This is a genomic window from Streptomyces colwelliae (genome assembly GCF_048158785.1).
In the GTDB taxonomy this organism is placed as follows: Bacteria; Actinomycetota; Actinomycetes; order Streptomycetales; family Streptomycetaceae; genus Streptomyces.
The window spans coordinates 1-8,545 of sequence record NZ_JBLTJC010000415.1; the positions used below are offsets into that span (position 1 = coordinate 1).

Annotated in this window: 7 protein-coding genes and 3 pseudogenes; 8 read left to right on the top strand and 2 right to left on the bottom strand. The window is 69.7% G+C overall.

Annotated features, from left to right (window positions below; genetic code table 11):
• From ACNFOC_RS46000 to ilvD, 4 genes and pseudogenes are all read left to right on the top strand, one after another.
• Nucleotides 1-74 (top strand): annotated as a pseudogene (locus ACNFOC_RS46000) (TetR/AcrR family transcriptional regulator); the annotation flags it as partial.
• A 313-nt stretch (nt 75-387) separates the two neighbouring features.
• Complete coding sequence (locus tag ACNFOC_RS46005) at nt 388-1,212, top strand: sugar phosphate isomerase/epimerase family protein (protein WP_366497623.1); 825 nt, start codon at nt 388-390, stop codon at nt 1,210-1,212.
• Nucleotides 1,209-1,814, top strand: a complete 606-nt coding sequence (locus tag ACNFOC_RS46010) for a TetR/AcrR family transcriptional regulator (protein WP_416964963.1) — start codon at nt 1,209-1,211, stop codon at nt 1,812-1,814. Before ACNFOC_RS46005 ends, ACNFOC_RS46010 begins: the two co-directional genes overlap by 4 nt.
• A 147-nt stretch (nt 1,815-1,961) precedes the next feature.
• Nucleotides 1,962-3,815: a dihydroxy-acid dehydratase gene (gene ilvD, locus ACNFOC_RS46015; RefSeq protein ID WP_416964964.1), complete on the top strand. Its 1,854-nt coding sequence runs from the start codon at nt 1,962-1,964 to the stop codon at nt 3,813-3,815.
• Nucleotides 3,816-3,924: 109 nt separating this feature from the next.
• Here the strand turns inward: ilvD and ACNFOC_RS46020 are convergent, their stop codons facing one another.
• Nucleotides 3,925-6,012 (bottom strand): protein kinase domain-containing protein, encoded by a 2,088-nt coding sequence (locus tag ACNFOC_RS46020; protein ID WP_416964965.1) that lies wholly within the window; start codon nt 6,010-6,012, stop codon nt 3,925-3,927.
• A gap of 182 nt (nt 6,013-6,194) precedes the next feature.
• On the opposite strand from ACNFOC_RS46020, the gene ACNFOC_RS46025 reads away from it, so the two are divergent.
• From ACNFOC_RS46025 to ACNFOC_RS46040, 4 genes and pseudogenes are all read left to right on the top strand, one after another.
• A complete protein-coding gene (locus tag ACNFOC_RS46025) occupies nt 6,195-6,506 on the top strand; it encodes an SH3 domain-containing protein (RefSeq protein WP_393751703.1) in 312 nt (103 codons plus the stop codon).
• 28 nt (nt 6,507-6,534) lie between these two features.
• Nucleotides 6,535-6,882, top strand: a complete 348-nt coding sequence (locus ACNFOC_RS46030; protein WP_416964966.1) for an SH3 domain-containing protein — start codon at nt 6,535-6,537, stop codon at nt 6,880-6,882.
• A 46-nt stretch (nt 6,883-6,928) separates the two neighbouring features.
• Nucleotides 6,929-7,468, top strand: a complete 540-nt coding sequence (locus tag ACNFOC_RS46035; RefSeq protein WP_416964967.1) for an EamA/RhaT family transporter — start codon at nt 6,929-6,931, stop codon at nt 7,466-7,468.
• Nucleotides 7,469-7,661: 193 nt separating this feature from the next.
• Nucleotides 7,662-8,354, top strand: a pseudogene (locus ACNFOC_RS46040) (class I SAM-dependent methyltransferase); the annotation flags it as partial.
• A gap of 35 nt (nt 8,355-8,389) precedes the next feature.
• Here the strand turns inward: ACNFOC_RS46040 and ACNFOC_RS46045 are convergent.
• A pseudogene (locus tag ACNFOC_RS46045) lies at nt 8,390-8,545 on the bottom strand (hemin transporter); the annotation flags it as partial.

Consider the following 8,545-nt stretch of genomic DNA (forward strand, 5'->3'; position numbering starts at 1 on the left):
CCCCTCGTACGGAATCCGCCGACACCCGCGACCGCATCCTGGCCGCGGCCCGGGAGGAGTTCTCCGAGCGAGGGTGTGGGCACGCGTGCGTGGCCGTTCGAGACGCACGCACGCGTGGTCGTTCGTCAGGCACGCACGCGTGGCCGTCGTCGGGGCCGTGGGTGATTGCCGGGAGGCTGGGCGCGTCACGCACGCACGCGTGGCCGTTCATGGTCCACGCACGCGTGGCCGTACTGAACGCCCGGACGGTACGTGACGTATCAGACCCGCATGAAGTATCGCCACAACGCGGCCCCGCGCCGGAGATGGCCGGTTGCCGCACCTCGCACAGGGCGGGCACAGCAACCGGCTCCCCCGCGCAAAGCGCCGCCCCGTAGTCTGTCCTCCGTGGCAGAACCAGTCGTGCGCATCCCGGATGCGAAGGTCGCGCTGTCCACGGCGTCCGTGTATCCGGAGTCGACGGCGACGGCCTTCGAGATCGCCGCACGCCTCGGCTACGACGGCGTCGAGGTGATGGTGTGGACCGACCCGGTCAGCCAGGACATCGACGCGCTGCGCCGGCTCAGCGACTACCACCAGGTCCCGATCCTCGCCGTGCACGCGCCGTGCCTGCTCATCACCCAGCGGGTGTGGTCCACCGACCCGTGGATCAAGCTCCAGCGCGCCCAGGCGGCCGCGGAGAAGCTCGGCGCGAGCACGGTCGTGGTGCATCCGCCGTTCCGCTGGCAGCGTCAGTACGCGCGGGACTTCGTCAGCGGGATCTGGCGGATGGCGAACGAGACGGATGTGCGGTTCGCCGTAGAGAACATGTATCCGTGGCGCTACCGCGACCGAGAGATGCTCGCCTACGCCCCCGACTGGGACGTGACGAACGAGGACTACCGGCACTTCACGATCGACCTCAGCCACACCGCGACCGCCCGCACCGACGCGACCGAGATGATCGAGCGCATGGGCGACCGGCTCGGCCATGTCCACCTCGCGGACGGCAACGGCTCCAACAAGGACGAGCACCTCGTCCCCGGCCGCGGCACCCAGCCCTGCGCCGAGCTGCTGGAACGGCTCGCGACCACCGGTTTCGACGGCCATGTCGTCATCGAGGTCAACACCCGGCGCGCGATGTCCAGCGCCGAACGCGAGGCCGACCTGGCGGAGGCGCTCGCCTTCACGCGGCTGCATCTGGCCTCGGCCGTGAAGGTGCCCCGGCGGTGACCGACGCCACCGCCAAGCGCCGGGGCCGACCCCCTCGTACGGAATCCGCCGACACCCGCGACCGCATCCTGGCCGCGGCCCGGGAGGAGTTCTCCGAGCGAGGGTACGAGAAGACGTCCGTGCGCGGCATCGCGAAGGCCGCCGGGGTCGACCCGGCGCTCGTGCACCACTACTTCGGTACGAAGGAGCAGGTTTTCGAGGCGTCCGTCGAGGTCGCCTTTGCCCCGGCGACGAACGCGCCGGCGGCGGTGGCCGACGGGCCGCTGGACGGTGTCGGCGAGCGGCTGACCCGCTTCATCTTCGGCGTCTGGGAGAACCCCGCCACCCGTAAGCCCCTGCTGGCGGTCGTCCGTTCCGCCGTCAACAACGAAGCCGCCGCGGCCGTCTTCCGCCGGCTCGTGGTCTCCCAGGTGCTGGGCCGGGTCGCCGCCCAGCTCGACCTCCCGGACGCGGAACTGCGCGCCGAGCTGGCGGCGGCGCAACTGGTCGGTACGGCGATGCTGCGCTACGTGATCAAGGTGGAACCGCTGGCCTCGGCGGACCTGGAGCAGATCATCGCGCGGGTGGCGCCGGTGGTGCAGGGGCATATGACCGGGCCGTAGCCCTGCCTTCAGTCCTGCCTTCAGTCCTGCCTTCAGTCCTGTCTTCGTGGTGAGACTTTCGTCCCGCGATGTGGACATCGTGTCCGACCCCTGGATGACCGGCGTACGCTCGTTAGCAGCCCTATCTGTCTGAAGGAGCGATCGACGATGCCCGAGCTGAGGTCCCGTACAGTCACCCACGGCCGCAACATGGCGGGCGCACGCGCCCTTATGCGCGCCTCCGGTGTACCCGGTGCGGACATCGGCCGGAAGCCGATCATCGCGGTGGCGAACAGCTTCACCGAGTTCGTGCCCGGCCACACCCACCTCCAGCCCGTCGGCCGGATCGTCAGCGAGGCGATCACCGAGGCCGGCGGCATCCCGCGCGAGTTCAACACGATCGCGGTGGACGACGGCATCGCGATGGGCCACGGCGGCATGCTCTACAGCCTCCCGTCCCGCGACCTGATCGCCGACTCGGTCGAGTACATGGTCGAGGCGCACTGCGCCGACGCCCTGATCTGCATCTCCAACTGCGACAAGATCACGCCCGGCATGCTCATGGCGGCACTCCGCCTGAACATCCCGACGGTCTTCGTCTCCGGCGGTCCCATGGAGGCCGGGCGCGCGACCCTCCAGGACGGCACGGTCCGCACGCTGGACCTGATCGACGCGATGGTCGACGCCGCCAACGAGAGCATCTCCGACGCGGACGTCCTCAACATCGAGGAGAACGCCTGTCCGACCTGCGGCTCCTGTTCCGGCATGTTCACCGCCAACTCGATGAACTGCCTGACCGAGGCCATCGGCCTGTCGCTGCCGGGCAACGGCTCGGTCCTCGCCACGCACACGGCCCGCAAGGGCCTGTACCAGGACGCGGCCCGCACGGTGATGGACATCACCCGCCGCTATTACGAGCAGGACGACGAGACGGTCCTGCCGCGCAACGTCGCCACCTTCGCGGCCTTCGAGAACGCCATGGCCCTCGACATCGCGATGGGCGGCTCCACCAACACGATCCTGCACCTCCTCGCCGCAGCGGAGGAGGGTGGCGTCCAGTTCGGCCTGGACGAGATCAACGCCGTCTCGCGCCGGGTGCCGTGCCTCGCGAAGGTCGCCCCGAACGTCGCGAAGAACCGCACGTACTACATGGAGGACGTGCACCGCGCGGGCGGCATCCCGGCCCTGCTGGGCGAGTTGCACCGCGCCGGCCTGCTGAACGAGGACGTCCACTCCGTCCACAGCCCGTCCCTTGCGGACTGGCTCAAGACGTGGGACGTGCGCGGCGGTTCGCCCTCCCCGGAGGCCGTGGAACTGTGGCACGCGGGTCCCGGCTGCGTCCGCTCCGCCGAGGCCTTCTCCCAGTCCGAGCGCTGGGAGGCGCTGGACGAGGACGCGGCCGAGGGCTGCATCCGCTCCGCCGAGCACGCGTACTCCAAGGACGGCGGCCTCGCGGTCCTCAAGGGCAACCTGGCGGTCGACGGCTGTGTCGTGAAGACGGCGGGCGTGGACGAGTCCATCTGGACGTTCGAGGGCCCGGCGGTCGTCTGCGAGTCGCAGGAAGAAGCGGTCGAGAAGATCCTCAACAAACAGGTGACGCACGGCGATGTCGTCGTCATCCGCTACGAGGGCCCCAAGGGCGGCCCCGGCATGCAGGAGATGCTCTACCCGACGTCCTTCCTCAAGGGCCGCGGCCTCGGCAAGACCTGCGCACTGATCACCGACGGCCGCTTCTCCGGCGGCACTTCGGGCCTGTCCATCGGCCACGCGTCCCCCGAGGCGGCGTCCGGCGGCACGATCGCCCTCGTCGAGAACGGCGACCGCATCCGCATCGACATCCCGAACCGTTCCATCGAACTCCTCGTCGACGACGCCGAGTTGGCACGCCGCGAGGCCGCGCTGGACGGGCGGTACGCCCCGAAGCAGCGCGAGCGGAAGGTGTCGGCGGCACTGCGCGCGTACGCGGCGATGGCGACGAGTGCGGACCGGGGTGCCGTGCGGGACGTCAGCAAGCTGGGCTGAGGGTCCCTGAAGGTTCAGGTTCCTGAGGGGCCGCAACTCCGGTGGCCCTGTTGCTCGTTCGGCCTCGGGCCGTCCCTTTCCTGAGGGGCGGCCCTTTTGCCTGCCCGTGCTACCAGGCGCCGGGGGTACGGGAGTTGACGGCGAAGACCGTGCCGTCGGGGGCGGCGGCGTAGACGTGGTTGTTCGCTACGACGGGTTCGGGCAGCGTGGCGACCACCTGCTCGGAGTTCGCGCCGAGCCGTGCGGCCGTCTGTCCGACGAGTTGCCCTGTGTCGGCGTCGACCGCCAGGAGGCGTCCGTCCGGGGCGGTGACGTACACGTGCTTGTCGTCGACGACCGGCACGGAGCCGCGGCTCACGGACGTCTCAAGATGCCACAGCCGCTTGTGGGTGTCCGTGTCGATCGCCTCCAGCGAACCACCGGTGGCCAGTACGTACACGACGTTCCCGCGCATGGCGGCCACGGCGTCCTGGCGCGGGACGGGCAGCGCCACGCGGCTCGATGTCCTGCTCCCGGGGGCGTAGCGGACGATGGCCTTCGTGTTGCCGGAACTCCAGTCGGTGGAGAGGAAGAACACCGATGCGCCTTGAACACCGACGGGCTTCAGCATCCCCTGCACGCGTGCCTTCCACCGCACGTCACCCGTGTCCGGATCGACCGCGGTGACCTGGGTGTTCGACCCGTCGTCGGACGGTCTCGTCGCGTACGCCAGCGGGCTCCCGGCGATCGAGGCGAACGAGGAGACGCCAGGGATCGGGCGACTCCACTTCGTCTTGCCCGACGCGGCGTCGACGCCCGTGACCGTGCCGTCCGCACGGGTGAGCAGGGCCATGCCGCCGACGTAACTCACGGAGTCGCTCCCGGGCAGGTTCCGCTGCCAGACCCTCGCGCCTGAGGACGGATCGAGCGCTTCAAGATGCCGGCCCCCGCCGATGTTCGGATGCACGAGCCCGCCGGCGACGACCGGTGCGCCACCGGGTCTCTCCTCGGCGACGGAATGCCGCCACAGCAGGGTGCCGTCGGCCGGTGCGAGAGCGTAGACGACTCCTGGCTGAGCGCACAGCAACTCGCCCGCGCCGTAGGCGCATTGGGGTACACCCCCGGCCTTCGCCGCAGGCTTCACGGCCCAGGTCTTGAACGCCGTCGGCGAGGTCCGCGCGCCGGTGGTGCTCTTCGGTGCGGGATCCGCGCCTCCGGCCAGTTGGACCGAGGCGAGGACACCACAGGCGACCAGCACCGCGGTCCCGGCCGCCAGAATCGCCAACCGGCGCCGTCGAGGCTCGGGTTCGGGCTTCTGGACCGGGTCGGGCTTCGACGCCGGCGCACCACCGGTCCGCTGTTCCGGTATGAACGCCTGTGTGTCGTACGAGGCCGCCACGGACCGCAGTTCCCGCATCAACTCGTCGGGTGTGGGACGGTCTTCGGGCTCCTTGGCGAGGCAACGCAGCACGAGCGGCGCCAGATTGTCCGGCACCTCGGCCAAGTCCGGCTCGTCGTGCACGACTTGGTACGCCACCACGTACGGGCTGTCCGAGTCGAACGGCCCACGCCCGGTCGCCGCGTGCACCATCAGGGACCCGAGCGCGAAGATGTCCGCGGCGGGTCCGACCTCCCTGGGCCGCCGGAACTGCTCGGGCGCCATGAAGGGTGGAGTTCCGATCAACTTGCCCGTCTCGGTGCGCAGTTCGCTGTCCTTTGGCCGGGAAATACCGAAGTCGATGACCTTCGGCCCGTCCTCGGCGAGCAGCACATTGCTCGGCTTGAGATCTCTGTGTACGACGCCGACCCGATGGATGTCGCGGAGCGCCTCGGCCAGCCCGGCCATCAGCTGGCGCAACTGGGCCGGAGCCATGGGCCCGTTCCGCTTCACATGCTCGGACAGGGTCGGCCCGGGAATGAACAGCGTCGCCATCCAGGGTCGTTGAGCCTCGGGATCGGCATCGACCACTGGCGCGGTGAAGGCCCCGCTCACCCTGCGGGCGGCGGCCACCTCCTGCCGGAACCGCCCCCTGAACTCGGGGTCCTGGGCGAACTCCGCGTGGACGACCTTCACGGCGACCTTCATCCCGGAGGTGCTCTGCGCCAGATGCACCACGCCCATGCCACCGGAGCCCAGGCAGGACTCCAGGCGGTAGTGACCGGCGTACTCGGGAAGTTCCGCTTCCGCGCCCGCTCCGGTGTTGCGCTGTGGCGCCATGGAACCACCCCCGTGCTGATCGTTCGCGCGCGCGACGCACGGAGCCTAGTCCATGACACGTACGGGACAGAGGCGACTTGCCCGCCTGCCCGTGCGAGTTGCGCACATGTGTTTCATGGCGTGTTTTAGGGGAATCAACGGGACCCCATGGCAGTCATGGGGTGCAACGGGGGAGGTTTTTCATGTCTGTTGACCGCGCTCAAGAGGCCGAGGGCAGCGAGGCCGAGGCTGTCGCGACGGCAGCGGCCGTGCACTACTACACGACCGCCGACGTCCGCCTCAACATCCGCAGCGGCCCGGGTACGAGCTACAGCATCGTCGGCAGCCTGCCCGGGGGTTCGCGGGTGCCGATCTACTGCCAGACACCGGGCACGACGGTCACCGGCACCTACGGCACGTCGAACATCTGGGACAACATCAGCAGCGGCGAGTTCATCTCGGACGCCTACGTGAACACCGGCAGCGACGGCTACGTGGCCTCCCGCTGCTCCTGATCCCACGTCACCGGCCCAAAGGACACGCATGTCATCCCGTAGACGCAGATCCGTCTTACTCGCCGGCGCGGCCGGAGCCCTGCTCATGGTGATGGGCTCACCGGCTCAGGCCAACGCGGCCGCGGCCGTGAACTACTACTCGATCGCGCCCGGTATCAGCGTCAACGTCCGCAGCGGCCCCGGCACCGGCTACACCATCGTCCGCGTCCTGCCCGCCGGCTCGCAGGTCCCGATCTACTGCCAGACACCGGGCACAACGGTGTCCGGCTACTACGGCACGTCGAGCATCTGGGACAACATCGACGACGGCGAGTACATTTCGGACACCTACGTGAACACCGGCAGCGACGGCTACTTCCGCCCGCGCTGCGCCTGAGCCCCCAACGGGAGCCCGCGCCGACCCTCGGAGCCATAATCGTCCCGTGAACGACGAGACGACCGGCACCCAGGACACCCCCGCGGGCTCCCCAGGCGAAGGCACAGGTACAGGTACAGGCCCCCGCCCCGAACCCCTCCGCTTCTTCGGCACCACCTGGGTGAACCACGACAAGGGCTACAACGGCTACACCGCACGCCGCGTCGCCACCGCCGCCGGCTCCCTCGCCGCCGCGGCCGCCGCCTGCCTGATCCTCCGCTTCGCCTACCAGGGCATCCAGATCGCGGACGTAGGCAGTTTCGTCACCCTCCTCGTCATCGTGATGTTCGCGATCTGCAGCGCCCTCGCCTTCGGCCACACCTGGGAAACCTTCAGAAAACGCCCCGACCCCGACCGCCAGGCCTCCCTCCGAGGCCTCCTGGCCATCGGCTTCGTAGGCTCCCTCCTCGCCTACTTCTTCCGCTCCCTGGTGGAGGCCCCCGGCGAGAAACTCCACCGCCAGGAGTACGAGGCGGCACTGGCCCAACACGAGAAGCGCACGTCCCGCCGCACCCGCAACCCGTCGAAGAAGCGGCGGGGCGCCTGACGCGGGAGGCCACGGGTTCCGGGGCAGGCGCAGGACTTCAGGCACGGACAGGTCTCCGGGCACACGGAACTCTCCGGCTGGGCGAGAGCCGGTCGTACGGCAGCGCGCGACTCCGCGGGTCACGGCGGTTCCCTCTTTCATTTCTCACCAAAAACCACCTGCACCCTGCACCCACCCAGGTAACGATGGCCGTATGGCCACCTCCGCGAATCCCCCCTCACCCGCCACCCGAGCCCACTCCTTCAACGCGGCCGCAGCCCAGTACGCCGAGAATCGCCCCTCCTATCCACCCGCCCTCTTCGACGCCATCGAGGAACTCGCCGGCCACCCGCTCACCGGTGCCCGCGTCGCAGACGTCGGCGCGGGCACCGGCATCGCGACCGCCCTGCTGCACGCCCGCGGCGCCGAGGTGATCGCGATCGAACCCGGCGACGGCATGGCTGCCCAGTTCCGCCGGACCCTCCCCGACGTCCCGATCGTCCGGGGCAACGGCAACGCCCTCCCCCTCACCGACCACTCCGTCGACTTCCTCACCTACGCCCAGGCCTGGCACTGGACCGACACCACCCGCTCGGTCCCGGAGGCGCTCCGCGTACTGCGCCCGGGCGGCGCACTCGCGTTGTGGTGGAACACCGGCGCCCGCGACGTCCCGTGGATCGTGGACCAGTCGGAACGCATCCGGATCCACTTCGGCATCGACCGCGTCGTGGAGCAGAACGGCAGCGGACTGCGTTCCGCGCTCGCCGACCCCACCGGCCGCCTCGACTTCGCCCACCGCAGGGTCCGCTGGAGCCGCCACGTCCCGATCGACACGCACCTGGCCAACATCGGCAGCCACTCTGCCTTCCTCGTCCACGACAAGGCGAGCACGAACGCCTTCCTGACCAACGCGCCGAGTTGGAACCAGCGCAGATACAGCTCGGGCGACGGACTCCCGTCGAAGCCGCCCACGTCCGACTCCCGCCACGCCTCGCCCTCGATGACGCCCTGCTCCGCGTACAGCCGTGCCTCGACGGCGATGAGCGCGTTCGCCATCAGCCAGTACACCTCGTTCCAGGCTCGTGCCACCTCGTGGGG

Bases quoted from the DNA above. Each gene is read 5' to 3' on its own strand.
- ACNFOC_RS46020 (WP_416964965.1), bottom strand. From the start codon at position 6,012: ATGGCGCCACAGCGCAACACCGGAGCGGGCGCGGAAGCGGAACTTCCC.
- ilvD (WP_416964964.1), top strand. From the start codon at position 1,962: ATGCCCGAGCTGAGGTCCCGTACAGTCACCCACGGCCGCAACATGGCG.
- ACNFOC_RS46025 (WP_393751703.1), top strand. From the start codon at position 6,195: ATGTCTGTTGACCGCGCTCAAGAGGCCGAGGGCAGCGAGGCCGAGGCT.
- ACNFOC_RS46030 (WP_416964966.1), top strand. From the start codon at position 6,535: ATGTCATCCCGTAGACGCAGATCCGTCTTACTCGCCGGCGCGGCCGGA.